Source organism: Nitrospirota bacterium, assembly GCA_030645475.1.
In the GTDB taxonomy this organism is placed as follows: Bacteria; Nitrospirota; Nitrospiria; order Nitrospirales; family Nitrospiraceae; genus Palsa-1315.
Genome location: JAUSMA010000067.1, coordinates 40,838 through 57,119, shown reverse-complemented (window position 1 = coordinate 57,119; position 16,282 = coordinate 40,838). Strand labels below are relative to the sequence as shown.

Below are 16,282 nucleotides of genomic sequence, written 5' to 3'. Positions count from 1 at the left end.
ACTGCGTTCAAGTGTAATGGTGTGGTCCGGCGATCAGCGCGGCTGAGCTGTTTGCAGGAGTTCTCGGACTTTCTCGATGAGCGTGGTAGGCAGGAAGGGCTTTGGCAGGAAGGGCATGTCGTCCTGTACCCCGTTAGCCAGAAGGGTGTCGCCTGCGTAGCCTGACATATAGAGCACCTTGGCCTCTGGCCGCATCGCATGGACCCCTTCGATAAACGTGGAGCTTTTCATCCGAGGCATGATGACGTCGGTAATGACGAGGGAACATTGTCCTTTGAGCATTTGCAGGCCCTGTAAGGCTTGAATCCCATCGCCTGCTGCCAGCACCTGGTAGCCTTGATCCTGCAGGACCGTCGTAATCAAATTCCTGATGCCCTCCTCATCCTCTACAACGAGAATCGTATCTTGTGGCGCGAGGGTTGGTTTTCCTGCCTGAGGCGTCTCAGCCTCGACGGCCGGCTGTCCTATACGCGGGAGGTACAGGGTAAAACGTGAGCCTCGCCCCGGTTCACTCGTGACGTCGATATAGCCCTGGCTTTGCTTGACGATGCCATAGACGGTGGCTAGCCCGAGCCCGGTGCCTTTTCCCGGGCCTTTTGTCGTGAAAAATGGTTCGAAAATGTGGGTCAATGTTTCCCTATCCATCCCGCATCCCGCATCCCGCACCATAATCTTGACGTAGGGACCAGGCGTGGAGCCTGGGTGCGAGTTCGAGAATTGCTCGTCTAAGTCGATATTATCCGTCTCGATATTGATGAGGCCACCGTCCGGCATGGCATCGCGGGCATTTAAGACGAGGTTCATGATCACCTGCTCGAGTTGTACGGGATCGACCAGCGCATGGCCGGTCTGGGGATGGAGCACGATGACCATCTGAATCTGCTCTCCGATCAGTCGCTGAAGAATATCCTCCAATTCTCGAATGGCCTGATTTACAGGCAATTCTTTCGGCTCGAACACTTGTCTCCTGCTAAACGTAAGTAGCTTCTTGGTCAGGGCTGCCGCCCGCAACCCGGCTTGGCTGATCATCTCTAGCTCCTGATGGGCCGGGTGGGTTCCCAGTTGCTGCAGCAATCGTTGGGCATGTCCGATCACGACCATCATCAGGTTGTTGAAGTCATGTGCAATGCCGCCAGCCAATCGTCCCACCGCTTCCATCTTCTGTGATTGGTGCAGTGCCGCGGCCGTTCGTTTGTGTTCGGTGATATCGACGATCGTTTCGATCACGTGGGTCTGCCCGTCGGCGGTGGAGGCTTTGGACCAATGGACGAGGAGAAACTTATCCCCTGGGAGCGGGACTTCGCTGGAAATGACCGAGTTCGACGTTAGCGCCTCCGGCATCCGGCAGAATTGGCAGGGAGCGGCGCATCCGGCAATTTTCTCATAGCAGGAGGCTCCGGCGATATTGCCGAACTGTTTGAGTCCTGTGTCATTCTGGAATTGGACCTGATGATTCGAGGGGGCGATGACCGTAACGATCACCGGTTGGGAGTTCAGCAGGACTTGCGGGTCGTAGCGCGGACGATCGGTCGTCTGTGATGGAGATTCCATACGCGCTACCTCGAAACAGGCGGTGGTGCAGGCGATTCTTGCCTCATGTCACCACGGCCTCTCGACCTTACTACAAGTCCTGAGTGAGTCAAGAAGATCGACGATTTTCGGAAGACGTGAGCTGAATTCGATGAAGAGACGGTGCGGCTACTTGAGCAGGTGATCTGAAATCAACGAGGCGAGTTCTGCTGGTTCGACGACACCTTCGCGGGTGAGGAGCAGCGTGCCATGTGCAAAGAAGTGCGTGGTGGGGTAGGTTTCGAAGGTATGGCTCTTTTTAATCTCTCGGCATCGGCCAGGGACATGCATCTTCGCTTTGCCGACTTTTACTCCGGGAAACTTGGCGGCGGTCTCTTCCAGGATTGGGTCGTAGGTCTTGCAGGGTTCACAGGTCGCGAGGCCGTAGGCGACGATCGCAGCGGGCGCGTCGGTGAATTCCTTATAGTTTTCGTCTCTAACGTCTTCGACTGTTCCAGGCATAATTAAAAGTACTCAGTGCTGAGTTCTGAGTGCTGAGTCAGCCGAAATCTCGGCCCTCAGCACTCAGGACTATTCGAATTAGCTCAGCTTCGCGAGGGCCGCGAGAATGTCCTTGTCTTCCCGCGCCACTTTGATCTCCTGTACCTTCGCGTAGGCGACCTTGCCGTTCTTGTCCACGATGACGGTTGCACGCTTTGAGCAATTCAACGGCTCAAAGTAGAGGCCGTAGGCCTTCGCCGTGGTCCGGTGCACGTCCGACAAGAGGCGGTGCTTGAGGTCCATAGAATCAGCCCAGGCCTTGTGCGAAAAGAAGCTGTCGCAGCTGATGCCGAACAATTCTGCATTCGCTGATTGGAACTTGGGGAAGTCGTCGGTCAGGCACTTGTTCTCGCCCTGACAGACCGGGCTCCAATCCAGAGGATAGAAGCAGAGCACGACATTCTTCTTGCCGCGGTAGTCGCTCAGCTTCACGTCCTTCTGATCCTGATCCTTTAAGTCAAAATCCGGTGCGGTATCGCCAACCTTAATTTCTGCTGCTACGTCGCTCATCTGGATGCCTCCTTCACTGGGTTTAGTCCGGCCTCTGACACATTCGTCTGTATTTTTGTACCGTGCGGCTTGAAACCTTGTCAACGGTCCTGAAGGCCTATGGTTGGCCATGGCGACCTATAAGCGCTCGATAAAGCAGGAAAACTATAACGAAGTTCTGACTTCTCGAAAGCTGAGCATACGACCGGCTGGTGCGGCGGTGCGGTGGTTGGCAATTTCAATATTCTGACCAGATGGTCCTATACGGATGCGGCTTCCGACCTTGGGAGACTGTCCGGTCCTGGTCAATTCATCTGCCGTTTCACGGAGGAGGTCACGGATAGGCTGGTCTGGGAGACCAGGGGAGAGAAACATTTCAAGTTCATCCACCCCGAACTTACTGAGGCCGAGGGTATAACACCGGCTCCGATGGCTCGGCTCATGGTCTTCCTGCAAGACTGGGATGTGATCGCTCACGTCGAAGTGGGTGAGGGGACGATTCTGCCAGTCAGACGGGTTCACATACTGGTTCGTGGTGATGTCATGGGCTGTGCCTTGCGTGAGGAGCGTGAGCCCCCTGGCTAGTCGCGCGGCAAAGAGAATCATATCCGGCATGTCTCGCGGAGGTGCAAGGGAGGGCGCGACTGCTCCCATTACGTCGTGTTCCCAGGCCAGCTGCTTCATCACGTCGGCCACGTGGCTCATCGGCAGAGGCATCACGACATGGGCCGACCAGGGGCCGTGAGTCGCATGCCAGGATTCTGCCGAGCCAGCCTCATGGCGAATAGTCAGCGGTCCACCATATTCCCGGTCGTACCAGACCTTTAGTTCGTCGGTAGCCGGTGCCGTTCCACGATAGCCGATGAAGTAGAGCGGAGGGCGGCGAGCCGAGGGTTTTGGCGTTTTCTTCTTGATCCTCATCGTGGCGCTGCGGCTATTTGCTGGACTTCTTAGCCCGACGGCGTTCATCCGAGTTGAGGATCTTTTTGCGAATACGCAGGCTCTTCGGCGTCACCTCAATCAGTTCGTCCGGGCCGATATATTCGAGTGCGAACTCCAAGCCCATTTCCCGTGGCGGCGTGAGGACCAAGGCCTCATCGGTTCCCGACGCACGCATGTTGGACAGCTGCTTTTCTTTACAGACGTTCACGTCCATGTCTTCGTCCCGGCTGTTCTCGCCGACGACCATCCCGCGATAGACATCCACGACAGGGCCGATGAACATGGTTCCCCGATCCTGGGTCATGAAGATGGCATACCCTGAGCTAGTGCCGTCTTCGCAGGCGACGAGCGATCCATGTGTCGCCACCGCGAGGTCGCGCTGCTCCAGCGGCTCGTAGGCGACAAAGACATGGTGCATGATGATGGTGCCGCGCGTCTTGGCGACCAGGAGGTTCTTGAGTCCCATAATCCCGCGGGTGGGGATATGATATTCGAGATGCATTTCGCTTGTTCCGACGTCGGAATGGATGAGCCGCATATGGCGCAATTCGCCACGTCGTTTGCCCAGCTCTTCGATCACGGCGCCTTGATAGGTCTCCGGCACCTGGATCGTCAGTTCCTCATAGGGTTCGAGGACCTTGTCTCCGTCCCGATGGACGATGACTTCCGGTTGCGAGACTTGCAGTTCGTAGCCTTCCCGGCGCATGGCTTCGATCAGGACGCCGAGGTGGAGTTCGCCGCGGCCTGCCACGAGGAACTTATCCGCACTATCCGTTTCCTGGACGCGCAAGGACACGTTGGTTTCGAGTTCTCTGAAGAGCCGATCGCGCAAGTGCCGCGAGGTCAGGTACTTCCCTTCCCGTCCGGCGAACGGGCTATTGTTCACAGAAAAGGTCATTTGGACGGTTGGCTCGTCGACCGTCACGCGAGTCAAGGCGACGGGGTTCTCCGCGTCGGCGATCGTATCGCCGATGCTCACCTCGTCCAGACCTGCCACTGCGACGATTTCTCCTGCTTCCGCCTGTTCCACATCCGTCCGGTCAAGGCCGGAGTAGACTGCGAGGTCGGATACTTTTCCTGGGAACTTGGCGCCATCCTTGCCGAGTACGACCACATTCTGTCGGCGGGCGATCGAGCCGGATTGAATCTTTCCCACTCCCATCTTGCCTTTGTAGAGGTCCTGGATCAGGGAAAGAATCAGGATCTGCAATGGCGCCTCAGCATTGATCGCCGGTGCGGGAATCTTCTCCAGGACGGTGTCGAGGAGGGGCGAAATGTCCGTGCCGGGCTTCGCGAGGTCGTTGGTTGCCGTGCCCTTGATCGCGGCGGTGTAGACAATGGGGAAATCCAGCTGCTCGTCGGTCGCTCCGAGATGGACGAACAAGTCGAAGGTCCGGTTCACCACATCGTCGATGACGGCATCAGGCCGGTCGATCTTGTTGATGACGACGATGGCTTTGTGTCCGAGCGCAAGCGCTTTCCGCAATACGAAAGTCGTTTGCGGCATAGGGCCTTCTTTTGCGTCGATCAAGATGAGGACGCCGTCCACCATGCGCAGGGTCCGCTCGACCTCACCGCCGAAGTCGGCATGGCCCGGGGTGTCGACGATATTGATTTTTACGCCCTTGTAGATGACGCTGGCGTTTTTGGCCCGGATCGTGATCCCGCGTTCACGCTCCTGGTCCATCGAGTCCATGATCCGCTCACCCATGTCGTCGATCTTGCGATGGACGTGGGTCTGTCGGAGCACCGCGTCAACCAAGGTCGTTTTGCCATGGTCGACGTGGGCAATAATGGCGATATTTCGAATGTCGCTACGACGCCCCTTAGGAGCGATATCGGCTGCGACGGGAGACTCTGTTGGGGCTGTCTGATCCATAGATATTGCTGCATGCTCCAAAAAAAAGCGCCCGGGAATCCAGGCGCCGTGGGACAGTATACCCGAAGCATGCTGTCCGGTACAAGCGATGCCGGGAAGAAGATGCCTGGGAGGAAGGGGTGCCGTCGCAGGCTTGAGTTTTGAGGGGCCCCACGGTATGGTGACTTCGGCCTCCTTCCCAGGGAGGCGAGTGTTTCCACAAGATAACCCCGCGTAATTATGATGGATCGTCAGGTTCCTAGTCAGTATGAGCCCCGTCACCCAGCGCCCCGTCGGTCATGGTGGTGGTGGCAGATCGCACTTCTCAGCTTAGGGGCGGTGGCCTTGATGGGAGGCTTAGCCGTCGGCGGTTTCGTATGGCACCTCGCGAATGACCTTCCCCCATTGGACCAGCTGGAGACCTATCAACCCAGCCTGGTCACGCAGGTCTATTCGAGCGACCAGCAGCGCATCGGTCAATTTTTTATTGAGCGTCGCATCCAGACCCCTCTGGCGGGAATTCCAGAAGGGTTTCGTCATGCAGTCATCGCCGTGGAGGATGTCCGGTTCTTTGAGCATCCAGGACTTGACTACATCGGCATGCTCCGTGCGGCCTGGACGAACCTCCGTCGAGGGAGCAAGGTTGAAGGCGCTAGTACGATAACTCAGCAACTGGCACGCTCCCTGTTTCTTTCATCCGAGCGTACCTTCGATCGCAAAGTTCGCGAGTTGATTCTGGCGTACAAGATGGAGTTGGTCCTGACGAAGGATAAAATTCTCGAACTCTATTTGAATCAGATTTACTTCGGGCAAGGCGCCTACGGTATCGCCTCGGCGGCCCAAACCTATTTCGGAAAAGATCTTTCAGCTCTCACGATTGCGGAGACCGCTTTTCTGGCGGGTCTTCCGAAATCTCCCAACCATTACTCGCCGTTCAAAGCCTACGACCGAGCGAAAAAGCGACAAGAACATGTATTGGCGCGGATGGAAGAGGCCGGGTTCCTCACCGCGGCAGAACGTGAAGCGGCGGTGGCCGAAACGCTCAATTTTCGGCGTCCTGGCGGTGAACAGGCGGCGCCCTACTTTGTGGAATATGTCAGGCAGATGTTGATCGCCAAGTACGGCGAAGCGCTGGTGTATAAGGGCGGGCTGAAAGTCTTTACGACCTTGAACATGGAGATGCAGAAGGCTGCGGAAGTGGCGTTTGCGGCCGGTTTGCGCGAACTAGACAAGCGGCAGGGGTGGCGGGGTCCGCTTCGAACGGTGGACGTGGATGCGCCGGTTACACCCGCTGCTGCTGCGACCGCTGGGCAGATTCTCAAGGCAGGGGACTACCGGGAGGGGTTCGTCACGAAAGTGGCGAAGGATCATTTTGTGGTGCAGGTCGGATCAACGGTGGCGAGGCTTTTGTTCGACGATATGGCCTGGGCGAAGCGCCGTTTGACCGGACCGGATACGGCGAAAGATGTCGTCATCAACCCAAACCTCAAACAGGTACTGAAGCCTGGTGACGTCGTCGAGGTGATGGTGAAGAAGCTCGAGCGGGACCTCCTGTACGTCCAGCTGGAGCAGACACCCCTGGTCGAGGGAGGGTTGATTGCGCTTGATCCGGCGAAGGGTGCCATTCGGGTCATGGTCGGCGGGTACGATTTTGGGCGCAGTGAATATAATCGTGCCGTTCAGGCTCATCGTCAGCCGGGGTCTGCTTTCAAGCCGATCATCTATGCGGCGGCCCTGAATCACGGGATGAGCCCTGCGTCGGTCATTCTCGATGCACCGGTTGTCTACGAGCAGGAGCTGGAGGAGAAAACGTGGAAGCCTGAGAACTATGGGAAGAAGTTCCATGGCATGGTGAGTTTGCGGGATGCGCTGGCTCATTCATACAACCTCGCGACAGTCCGGTTGCTGGACAAGGTGGGGATCAGGAATGTCATCGAGTTTGCCAAAACGGTTGGAATTACCAGTCCACTCGCCGCAGATTTGTCGCTGGGATTAGGATCGTCTTCTGTGGGGCTCATGGAACTGACTTCTGTGTATGCGGTGCTACTCAATGAGGGGAGCCGATTGGAGCCCTACGCGATTGTGTCGGTGGAGGATAGTGCGGGAAAGGTGCTTGAGTTGGCAGAGTCGCAATCCCTGACGGTGATCTCCAAGGAAACCGCCTACGGGATCACTAATATGATGGAAGATGTGATTCAGAAGGGGACCGGACAGGCCGCCAAAGGTATTGGCCGGCCGCTTGCCGGGAAGACCGGAACGACCAATGATTTCATCAACGCATGGTTTATCGGTGGCGCTCCAAACTTGGTGGCAGGCATCTATGTGGGCTTTGACGATCGCCGTTCGCTCGGCGAGACAGAGTCGGGGGCGCATGCCGCACTGCCCATTTGGATCAATTTCATGAAGGAGGCGCTCAAGCCGCTACCGGTGGCGTTCTTCAGCATTCCGGAAGGCGTGACATTCGTGAATGTCGATCCAGCCACGGGATTACTCGATGGCGAGCAGGAGGGGCAGGCCGGCACAGTCGATATCTTTATTAAGGGCAGCGAGCCAACCCAAGCGCCTCAGCGCCGACTGGACCCGATTGATTTCTATAAGCTGGATCAAATCCCCGAAGGGGCTCTGTAGCAGAACAATTTAGCAGGATAGCCGGACGAGAGAAGCTAGGAGTCTAATCTGTCCACGTCGCGCGGTTCTTGCCAGTCTCGCAGGTCATGCTTCTCAGCTCAGGGCTTCGAGTCCTGATATTCTTCGTGCCAGGCCATCTGAATCGCCTCCAGAATTTTCTCGTTCGATTTCTTGGGATCATCCTTGAAGTCCGGGAGCGCGACGATCCAGGCATGCATGTCGGTGAAGCGAATGGTGAGCGGATCCGATTCCGGATGTTCTTCTACCAGGCGAATCGCGATATCTTCAGTGTTGTTCCACTTCAAATCCATGCGAACTCCTTCGTCTCTCGTCGTTCGTGACGCAAGATGCGGATGACGTGTTACGTGAGGTCCGAGACCTTCTTGCCTTGGAGTCCTCGTTTGAGCGAGTCGTTCAGCATCGCGACGGTCAGTCGTTGCGCCGATTGTTCGAGGTCGGCGATGCGCGCGCGGATGGCGCGCGGGTCGTTGCCCTTCTGCGCGGTTGCCAGGGCCGCGAGCGCTGCTCGAATGGCTGCGACATCTTCTTCGGCGATCAGGTGCAGGCCCTCCCCCAGTGATTTCTCCGTCGTCGTGATCAAGGCGCCGGCGTCGAGCCGCGTCTCAATCAGTTTTCTGGCGTTGACGTCATCTTTTGCGAACTTGAACGAGTCCTCGATCATCTGCTCCACTTCATGGTCGGATAACCCGTACGACGGCTTTACCTCGATGGACTGGCTCAGTCCGGTTCGCATGTCGCTGGCCTTCACGCTCAAGATCCCATTGGCATCAATGAGGAACGTCACTTCGATGCGAGGGACGCCCGCCGGGAGTGGAGGAACCTTCAGTCTGAATTTTGCCAGGCTGCGATTGTCTTTCGCCAGTTCGCGTTCGCCCTGGAGGATGTGGATGTCTACGCCGGTCTGCCCGTCGACATAGGTGGTGAACATCTCCTTGGCACTGGCGGGGATCGTCGTGTTTCGTCGAATCAGGCTGCTCATCACTCCGCCCATAGTTTCGATACCCAGGGAGAGCGGCGTGACGTCGAGCAACAGCATATCCGTCGTGCCGCCGCTGAGAATGTCCGCTTGCACGGCTGCGCCGAGCGCCACGACTTCGTCGGGATTGATCTCGCAGTGCGGGGTCTTTCCGAACAGTTCCTGAACACGTTGCCGGACGATCGGCATGCGGGTGGAGCCACCGACCAGCACGACTTCGTCGATCGCGTCCGGGGTGAGTCCCGCGTCTTTCAAGGCCATCCGGCAGGGAGTCAGGGTCCGTTCGATGATCTCTATGATCAGGGATTCGAGCTGGTCCCGCGTCAGCTCTCGCGTGAAGCGTCCCTTGTTGTCCGGAAGCTCGACCGATACCTGTATTTTTAGTTCGTCGGACAGACCGATCTTGGCCCGTTCTGCTTCGAGCCGGATCGTTTGCATGTGGTCCGGGTGAGTGCTGAAATCGGCTCCATGCCGGCTACGGATTTCGGTAAGGAAGAGGTCGGCAATCCGGCGGTCGATATCGTCTCCGCCCAAGTGGGTGTCGCCGTTGGTGGCCAACACTTCGAAGATGCCATTCTTGAGCTTGAGGATGGAGATATCGAAGGTGCCTCCGCCGAAATCGTACACTGCGATCGTGCCTTGCGTCTTTTCTTGGAGTCCATAGGCAAGCGAGGCGGCAGTTGGTTCGTTGATGATTCGCAGGACTTCCAGCCCGGCGATCATGCCGGCGTCTTTGGTGGCTTGCCGCTGGCTATCGTTGAAGTAGGCGGGGACCGTGATGACGGCTTTGGTGATGCTTTCACCGAGGTGCGCTTCGGCCCGCTGTTTCAGTTCTTTTAAAATCATTGCGGAGATTTGCGGGGGCGAATAGGTCTTCTCGCCGAGCTTAATGCGGATGACCCCGCCTTGCTCGGTGAGCGAGTAGGGGAAGTAGGCCAGCTCGCCCTGCACGTCCGCGAGTCCTTTCCCCATGAACCGTTTCACGGAGTAGACCGTCCGCTCAGGATTGCGGGTCAAGTGTTCCTTCGCGGCGTCGCCCACGATGAGCCCGTTGTCGGTCATGGCCACGACGGAGGGCACGATTGCCCGTTCATTCCGACCTGGGATGACGCGCGGGCGTCCGTTCTCCATGTAGGCGACGAGCGAGTTGGTGGTGCCGAGATCGATGCCGACGATGCGTGCCATGATGGTTATCCGATGGTTGCAACGAGGTCGTTGATGATACTTTTGACGTAGGTCCGGTTGGAGAGAGTTTCCCGCATCTGCTTCAGCAGACTGTCTCGTTCTGATCGGGCTTGGCTGGTCGCTTCACCCCGATCTTGAAGAAGATCCCAATCGGTGAAGAGCTGCTGGAGTTGGGTCTCCATATCCCGTTTGCGTTCTTCCAGCGTCTGTTGTTCAGCTTGGAGTGTTGTGCGGAGCTGCTGCCCCGGATCCGATGTGCGATCGGAGGCCCGATACTCGTCGAGCGTGTCTTGCAGCTCGAGGATCTCCTCGAAGAGATCGGCTGGCGGCGAATTTCTGATCTCCTTCACGGAGCCAGCTTCCAGATCGAGCAGATATTCGACACGCTGAATCGGATCGCGGAGCGTACGATAGGCTGAATTGAGCGTCGCGGCATTGCCGAGGCTGATGCTTTGCTCCGTTTCGCTCTTGTTCTGATAGAAGTCAGGGTGAAACGCACGGCTGAGTTCGTAGAACTTCGCTTCCAGTTTACCCGGGTCGATGGTCAGCCGCCTCGGGAATCCGAAGCACGTGAAGTAATCGGTCTCTTTCGACACCGGCTGGACTTTGACGCAGCGATCGCAGAAGTATTCACCGGACACCTCGGACTGACAGTGCCAGCACATGCTCCTGGCCATCTGGAGCTCACGAGGGTTTGAGCTGTGGGTATGTTCATGGTCCATCCGCGACCTCTTCTGACAAGACAGGCATGGCGGTTTGCCATGCCTGTGTAAGATGCTTCCCGCCGGCTATCGCAGACGTTACGCGGAGAAGGACTCTCCACAGCCGCAAGTTTTGTCGGCATTCGGATTGACGAACTTGAAGTTTCCGCCCAGCAAGTCTTTCTGGAAGTCCAGCTGCGTGCCTTGAAGATAAATGGCGCTCTTGGCGTCAACAATCACTTTTACGCCATCAATGTCATGGACTTGGTCATGCGGACCGATTTTTTCGTCGAAGTTGATCGTGTAGCTCAGGCCTGAGCAGCCGCCGCCCTTTACACCGAGGCGGAGCCCGCCTTCCGTGAGGCCTTGCACGTTGATGAGGCGTTTGACTTCCTTCATGGCCGCCTCGCTGAGCGTAATCACCGGAGCCTGGGTCTCTGCATTCGTGGTATCCATGGCGTGCTCCCTTTAGTGACGTTACTTCGCGGCAGTCGTGGTGCCGTCGGCTTTCTTTTGGTAGTCCGCGAGGGCGGCCTTGATGGCGTCCTCAGCCAGTACGGAACAATGGATCTTCACGGGCGGCAAGTTCAGCTCCTGCACGATGTCAGTGTTCTTGATTTTCTGCGCTTCCTCGATCGTCTTGCCCTTGAGCCACTCGGTGGCGAGGCTTGAACTGGCGATCGCGGATCCGCAGCCGAAGGTCTTGAACTTTGCGTCCACGATCATGTCGTTCTGCACCTTGATCTGGAGCTTCATTACGTCACCGCACTCCGGGGCTCCGACCATACCGGTGCCGACCCCTTCTTCGTCTTTCTTGAAAGATCCCATGTTGCGGGGGTTGTTGAAATGATCGACGACTTTGTCACTGTAGGCCATGGTTCATCCTCCTCTTAACTATCCTGGTCAGTGGGCAGCCCATTGAACTGATTTCAAATCGACGCCTTCTTTTGCCATCTCATAGAGCGGGGACATTTCGCGCAACTTCGTGACGATTTCGACCACTTTTTTGATCGTATAATCGATTTCGTCATCCGTGTTGAAGCGACCCAGGCCGAAACGGATCGAGGAATGTGCCAGCTCTGTTCCAACTCCCAATGCGCGGAGCACGTAGGAGGGCTCCAATGTAGCCGACGTACAGGCCGAGCCGGATGAAAGGGCAATGTCTTTCATGCCCATCAGCAAGGACTCGCCCTCCACATAGGCAAAGGAGATATTGAGGTTGCCGGGGAGCCGGTTGGTCGGGTGACCGTTCAGATAACTTTCTTCGAGGGCCTTCATGATACTGACCTCCAGCCGGTCGCGCATCGCAAGCAACCGTGCCGTCTCCTTGGTCATCTCTTGCTCGCAGAGTTCGCAGGCCTTGCCGAATCCCACGATGAGGGGCACCGGAAGTGTCCCGGAGCGCATGCCGCGCTCGTGTCCGCCGCCGTCAATCTGGGCGACGATGCGAACGCGAGGATTCTTCTTTCTCACATAGAGCGCTCCAACCCCCTTGGGTCCGTACATCTTGTGGCTGGTGAAGGACATCAGATCGATGCCCATGTCCTGCACGTCGACCGGGATCTTGCCGACACCCTGTGTCGCATCGCAGTGGAAGAGGATGCCCTTTTCCTTGGCGATTTTGCCGATCTCTTTGATGGGGTTGATCGTGCCGATTTCGTTGTTCGCCATCATGACGGAGATGAGGATCGTCTTCTCCGTGATCGCATTCCGCACATCCTCGGGGCTGACCATTCCGCATTTATCGACGGGGAGATAGGTAGCGGTCGCTTTGCCCTTGCCTTCTAATACCTTGACGGTGTCGAGCACGGCGCGGTGCTCGGTGGCGGACGTAATGATATGGTTGCCCTTTTCCCCATACATCTCCAGCACGCCCTTGATCGCGAGGTTATCCGATTCAGTGGCGCCGCTCGTGAAGACGATTTCTTTCGGATCAGCCTTGATCAGCTTCGCGATCTGCTTTCGGGCGTTCTCGACGGCTTCTTCCGCGGCCCACCCGAAGGCATGGTTGCGGCTGGCGGCGTTCCCGAATTTTTCGACGAAATACGGGAGCATGGTCTCCAAGACGCGTGGATCCATCGGTGTGGTGGAATGGTTGTCTAAGAATATGGGCAGTTTCATCGTTCGACTCCTTGTGCCGTGGGAGACTGAATCGTAATGAGGGGTGTGCCACCCATCATGTCTTGCAGGGTCATGTTATTGAGCAATTGGGCGATGCTGTCCTGGACTTTCAAGAGCGGAGTGCGGATATTGCAATTTCCCCGCTGCATGCAGAACTCGCCGTCTTTCTCGTGCGAACAATCGGTGATACCCAATGGGCCTTCGATACTTTCGAGAATTTGCGCGATCGTAATCTGGTGCGCGCGACGGGCTAGGACGTACCCACCCTTGGGACCATTGTGACTCTCGATCAATGCGTTCTTGGAAAGAGTCTGGAGCACTTTGGCCAGGAGTTCGAGGGGGATGTTATATTCCTCCGCAATCTCCTTCGTATTTACCACGCGCCCAGGTGTGACGTCACCGAACTGGGCCGCAGCGATATGCTGAAGCGCCATAAGGGCATAATCTGCTTTTTTTGAAATCTTCAACATTGCTATTGCCGATCTTCTAGGTCGGAGACTATAATGATCTCCGATCAATAAGGTCGGACTAACAATAGCATGCAGGTTTCAGGGCTGTCAACAGCGAGACATCAGGCTGAATTGGGCTGAGAAAGGAACGAGCATATGGGCGGGACCAATCCCTATATTGAAAAAGCTGAGTATGAGCTACCTCAGCGAGCCTACACCGTCACATTTATCGCCCCTGATGGCGTGGTGACGAAGGTTGAGGTCGATCCTGCCAAGATTCCCTATGGTCCGACCGGGCTTCCAGGGAGTCTCTTGGACGTGGCGATGGGCAGTGGGGTTGCGTTGGAACATGTCTGCGGGGGGGTCTGTGCCTGCTCGACTTGTCACGTCATTGTGAAGCAGGGGCTGGAGAGCTGCAGTGAAGGAACGGACGACGAGTTCGATGAGTTGGAGCAAGCGCCGGTTACGACGTTGCAGTCCCGACTCGGCTGCCAATGTGTGCCGAATGGGACGAAGGACATTGTGGTCGAAATACCGTCCGTGAACAAGAACCTCGTGCGGGAAGGGCACTAATCGTAGGTTTCTGTCTTAACATCCTTCCGGTCATAACCCGCCTCGACAAAATAGGCTCGCAGGGGCCGCACAAATCCTTTCGTGCCGCACAGTAGGGGTGTCACTTTCGCAGTCCCTTCAATCAAGGGCCTCAGCATAGAGAGCGTGAGGTCGACGCCTTGCTGCTCCCCTCCGGCAGCCACCAGGGGCAGGTAGCGAAACTGAGGATGGGTGACGGCCAACGTGAGCAACGCCTGGTGAAAGAGTAATTCTTCCTCCGCCGGAGCGACGGCAATTAGGAGGATCGCTGCCGTCTGTCGTTGTGCATAGAGATGTTTCAACATGCAGCGGATCGGGACGAGGCCAGTATAACGGGCGATCAGGATCAATTCCCGATCGAGTGAGACCGGAAGGGTGAAGTTTCCATAGGGGCCCGAGAGTTCCGTGCGATCGCCAGGTTTGAGGTGGTAGAGGTAGTTGGATCCTATGCCGCCCGGTATGCGGTCGAAGATGAGTGTCAGCTCGCCAGATGGAGTGCCAGGCGCCGCCATCGAGTAGGCTCGATTCAGCGGTGGTTTGGCACCGACTGGCAATTTAAGTGAGACCCATTGACCGGGCTGAAAAGCGATGTGCTGAACAGTAGGGAGGAGTACGAGCTGACGAACGTGGGGCGTAAGATCCGTGATCGAGAGGACCGTCGCCGGTTGTGTGCGTTCCGCCATCACGATCTCCGTATCCCTCTCATATCAGAAGGCCAGCCCGGATGAAAGGGATAGAGCCCACAATTCTGTACAACACTTTTCCTCACGTGTTATAGATACCGGCCGTTAATCCTGCGACAGAGGTTCATCCCCATGAGTCAGGTCAGAGTTAGGTTTGCGCCCAGCCCAACGGGCTTTCTCCACATCGGTGGTGTTCGTACGGCTTTGTTCAATTGGTTGTTTGCCCGCCAGCAGAAGGGTGTGTTCGTCCTTCGCATCGAAGACACGGATCAGGACCGCTCGACCGATGAGTCGATTCAGGCCATTCTTGAGGGGTTGAAGTGGGTGGGGCTCGATTGGGACGAAGGCCCGTTCCGCCAGACCGAGCGCATCGACATCTATCGCAGTTATGCGATGCAACTGCTTGAGAAAGGGCAGGCCTACTGGTGCGCCTGCAAAGCGGAAGAACTCGAAGCCAGGCGGAAGGAAGCAGAGGCCAAGGGATTATCGCCGAAATATGACAGCCGGTGCCGAGACCGTGGCCTGGCCAATTTGACCGGCGATGCGGCATTGCGCTTTAAGGCCCCGCTAGAGGGGGAGACGGTGGTCGACGACCTCATCAAGGGCAAGATTGTCTTCGACAACAATGTGCAGGACGATCTGATCATCCTCCGGTCGAATGGCTACCCGACGTACAATTTTTCAGTCGTGGTCGATGATGCGCTCATGAAAATTACCCACGTAGTGCGTGGCGACGATCATTTGACCAACACGCCTCGGCAGGTTCCGATCTTTCAAGCCCTCGGGTTTCCCGTCCCCCAATTTGGGCATCTGCCGATGATCCTGGGTTCGGACAAAGCTCGTCTGTCGAAGCGGCATGGGGCCACCTCGATTATGGCTTATAGAGATATGGGTTATCTGCCGGATGCCATGGTGAACTATCTCGTTCGCTTGGGCTGGTCGCACGGAGACCAGGAACTGTTCACCCGCCAGGAGCTGATCGAGAAGTTCGCTTGGAGAAACGTGCAAACGTCCCCCGCCGTGTTTAATCCCGAGAAACTCATCTGGGTCAACGCAGAATATATCAAGATCAGCCCGCCGGATCAGGTCGCTCAGGCGTTGGTGCCCCTCTTGGAGTCAGCGGGACTTGCAGCCGAAGTCAAGGCTGTCCAGGCCGGTTGGCTCGCGCAACTCGTCATTCTCGTAAAGGAACGGGCGAAAACGCTGGTAGAGATGGTCGAGTGGGTGAGGCCCTATTTCGGGCAGGCTGTGGCGTTTGATGAAGAGGCCGCGAAGAAATTTTTAACCCCTGCCATCGCGCCAGTCCTCGGTAAATTGCTAGCTTGTTTCGAGGCCTTTCCTGCCTTTTCGAAGCAGCAATGGGAAGAGGCATTCAAGCAGCTGGTCGAAGCGGAGGGGATGAAGATGGGGCAGCTGGCTCAGCCAGTTCGTGTGGCCCTGACCGGTCGTACGGCCAGTCCTGGTCTCTTCGAGGTGATGGAAGTGTTGGGGCGAGACCGGACGTTGTTTCGACTCCGCCTGGGGATCGACCGGGCATCCCGCGCCTGAGGTTGCGTTTGTCACTAAAT

The 16,282-nt window shown here is 56.9% G+C and carries 16 protein-coding genes; 3 read left to right on the top strand and 13 right to left on the bottom strand.

The annotated features are described in order from the left end of the window. Positions 1 to 33 precede the first annotated feature (33 nt). The 5 genes from Q7U76_13775 to typA all read right to left on the bottom strand — a co-directional run bounded on the left by Q7U76_13775 (position 34) and on the right by typA (position 5,380). Complete coding sequence (locus Q7U76_13775) at positions 34 to 1,551, bottom strand: ATP-binding protein (protein MDO8357453.1); 1,518 nt, start codon at positions 1,549 to 1,551, stop codon at positions 34 to 36. A 147-nt stretch (positions 1,552 to 1,698) separates the two neighbouring features. Further along, entirely contained in the window at positions 1,699 to 2,031 is a 333-nt protein-coding gene (locus tag Q7U76_13770) for a thioredoxin family protein (protein MDO8357452.1), read from the bottom strand. A gap of 78 nt (positions 2,032 to 2,109) precedes the next feature. After that, positions 2,110 to 2,580, bottom strand: coding sequence for a peroxiredoxin (locus Q7U76_13765; protein ID MDO8357451.1), 471 nt, complete (start codon positions 2,578 to 2,580; stop codon positions 2,110 to 2,112). 144 nt (positions 2,581 to 2,724) lie between these two features. Next, complete coding sequence (locus tag Q7U76_13760; protein ID MDO8357450.1) at positions 2,725 to 3,480, bottom strand: hypothetical protein; 756 nt, start codon at positions 3,478 to 3,480, stop codon at positions 2,725 to 2,727. Between the two features lie 13 nt (positions 3,481 to 3,493). Further along, a complete protein-coding gene (typA, locus tag Q7U76_13755) occupies positions 3,494 to 5,380 on the bottom strand; it encodes a translational GTPase TypA (GenBank protein ID MDO8357449.1) in 1,887 nt (628 codons plus the stop codon). 327 nt (positions 5,381 to 5,707) lie between these two features. Here typA and Q7U76_13750 point away from each other — a divergent pair, with 327 nt between their 5' ends. Next, the gene (locus Q7U76_13750) at positions 5,708 to 7,987 is read left to right on the top strand and encodes a PBP1A family penicillin-binding protein (GenBank protein ID MDO8357448.1); all 2,280 of its coding nucleotides are present in this window, start codon (positions 5,708 to 5,710) and stop codon (positions 7,985 to 7,987) included. A gap of 98 nt (positions 7,988 to 8,085) precedes the next feature. Here the strand turns inward: Q7U76_13750 and iscX are convergent, their stop codons facing one another. The 7 genes from iscX to Q7U76_13715 all read right to left on the bottom strand — a co-directional run bounded on the left by iscX (position 8,086) and on the right by Q7U76_13715 (position 13,461). Then, positions 8,086 to 8,298: a Fe-S cluster assembly protein IscX gene (gene iscX / locus Q7U76_13745; protein MDO8357447.1), complete on the bottom strand. Its 213-nt coding sequence runs from the start codon at positions 8,296 to 8,298 to the stop codon at positions 8,086 to 8,088. A gap of 50 nt (positions 8,299 to 8,348) precedes the next feature. Next, a complete protein-coding gene (dnaK, locus tag Q7U76_13740; GenBank protein MDO8357446.1) occupies positions 8,349 to 10,169 on the bottom strand; it encodes a molecular chaperone DnaK in 1,821 nt (606 codons plus the stop codon). A gap of 5 nt (positions 10,170 to 10,174) precedes the next feature. Then, positions 10,175 to 10,891 (bottom strand): Fe-S protein assembly co-chaperone HscB, encoded by a 717-nt coding sequence (gene hscB, locus Q7U76_13735; GenBank protein MDO8357445.1) that lies wholly within the window; start codon positions 10,889 to 10,891, stop codon positions 10,175 to 10,177. Positions 10,892 to 10,969: 78 nt separating this feature from the next. Further along, positions 10,970 to 11,326 (bottom strand): iron-sulfur cluster assembly accessory protein, encoded by a 357-nt coding sequence (locus tag Q7U76_13730; GenBank protein MDO8357444.1) that lies wholly within the window; start codon positions 11,324 to 11,326, stop codon positions 10,970 to 10,972. Positions 11,327 to 11,347: 21 nt separating this feature from the next. Next, positions 11,348 to 11,746 carry a Fe-S cluster assembly scaffold IscU gene (gene iscU, locus Q7U76_13725; GenBank protein MDO8357443.1) on the bottom strand — a complete coding sequence of 133 codons (399 nt, stop codon included), beginning with the start codon at positions 11,744 to 11,746 and terminating at the stop codon, positions 11,348 to 11,350. 27 nt (positions 11,747 to 11,773) lie between these two features. Beyond that, the gene (locus tag Q7U76_13720; protein ID MDO8357442.1) at positions 11,774 to 12,991 is read right to left on the bottom strand and encodes an IscS subfamily cysteine desulfurase; all 1,218 of its coding nucleotides are present in this window, start codon (positions 12,989 to 12,991) and stop codon (positions 11,774 to 11,776) included. Then, positions 12,988 to 13,461, bottom strand: a complete 474-nt coding sequence (locus tag Q7U76_13715) for an Rrf2 family transcriptional regulator (GenBank protein ID MDO8357441.1) — start codon at positions 13,459 to 13,461, stop codon at positions 12,988 to 12,990. The genes Q7U76_13720 and Q7U76_13715 overlap by 4 nt, the downstream gene beginning before the upstream one ends. A gap of 135 nt (positions 13,462 to 13,596) precedes the next feature. Here Q7U76_13715 and Q7U76_13710 point away from each other — a divergent pair, with 135 nt between their 5' ends. Then, positions 13,597 to 14,013, top strand: a complete 417-nt coding sequence (locus Q7U76_13710) for a 2Fe-2S iron-sulfur cluster-binding protein (protein ID MDO8357440.1) — start codon at positions 13,597 to 13,599, stop codon at positions 14,011 to 14,013. Here the strand turns inward: Q7U76_13710 and Q7U76_13705 are convergent. Next, positions 14,010 to 14,714, bottom strand: coding sequence for an FAD-dependent oxidoreductase (locus Q7U76_13705; protein ID MDO8357439.1), 705 nt, complete (start codon positions 14,712 to 14,714; stop codon positions 14,010 to 14,012). The genes Q7U76_13710 and Q7U76_13705 overlap by 4 nt on opposite strands. A 132-nt stretch (positions 14,715 to 14,846) precedes the next feature. Here Q7U76_13705 and gltX point away from each other — a divergent pair, with 132 nt between their 5' ends. Next, on the top strand, positions 14,847 to 16,262 hold the full coding sequence (gene gltX, locus Q7U76_13700; protein MDO8357438.1) for a glutamate--tRNA ligase: 1,416 nt from the start codon (positions 14,847 to 14,849) through the stop codon (positions 16,260 to 16,262). Positions 16,263 to 16,282: the final 20 nt, after the last annotated feature.